We start from the raw sequence: 242 nt of genomic DNA on the forward strand, positions 1-242 counted from the left end.
TCGACCTTGGTCAGGCCTTGGGTGATGGTGACTGGATCATTGACGTAGACGTTGTCTGGTGCAGTAACGGTAACCGAACCGGTGGCCTCACCTGCTTTAACGGTCACAGTGGTGCCGTCTGTCAGCGTGAAGGTCAGACCCTTGTGGTTGGTTACTGGCAGGCTCGGATCAGCGCTGACCAGAGTCACGGTGTAGGTGATCTTGCCGCCTTCAGCGACGGTAGTGTTATCCACAGTGAGCTG

At 56.6% G+C, this 242-nt stretch carries 1 protein-coding gene; it reads right to left on the minus strand.

Annotated elements, in window-relative coordinates; translation table 11 throughout:
- Positions 1-242, minus strand: a 242-nt coding sequence (locus G1E_RS28860) for an immunoglobulin-like domain-containing protein (RefSeq protein ID WP_177329628.1), incomplete at both ends; no start/stop codon positions are given.

The organism is Pseudomonas sp. TJI-51, assembly GCF_000190455.2.
In the GTDB taxonomy this organism is placed as follows: Bacteria; Pseudomonadota; Gammaproteobacteria; order Pseudomonadales; family Pseudomonadaceae; genus Aquipseudomonas; species Aquipseudomonas juntendi.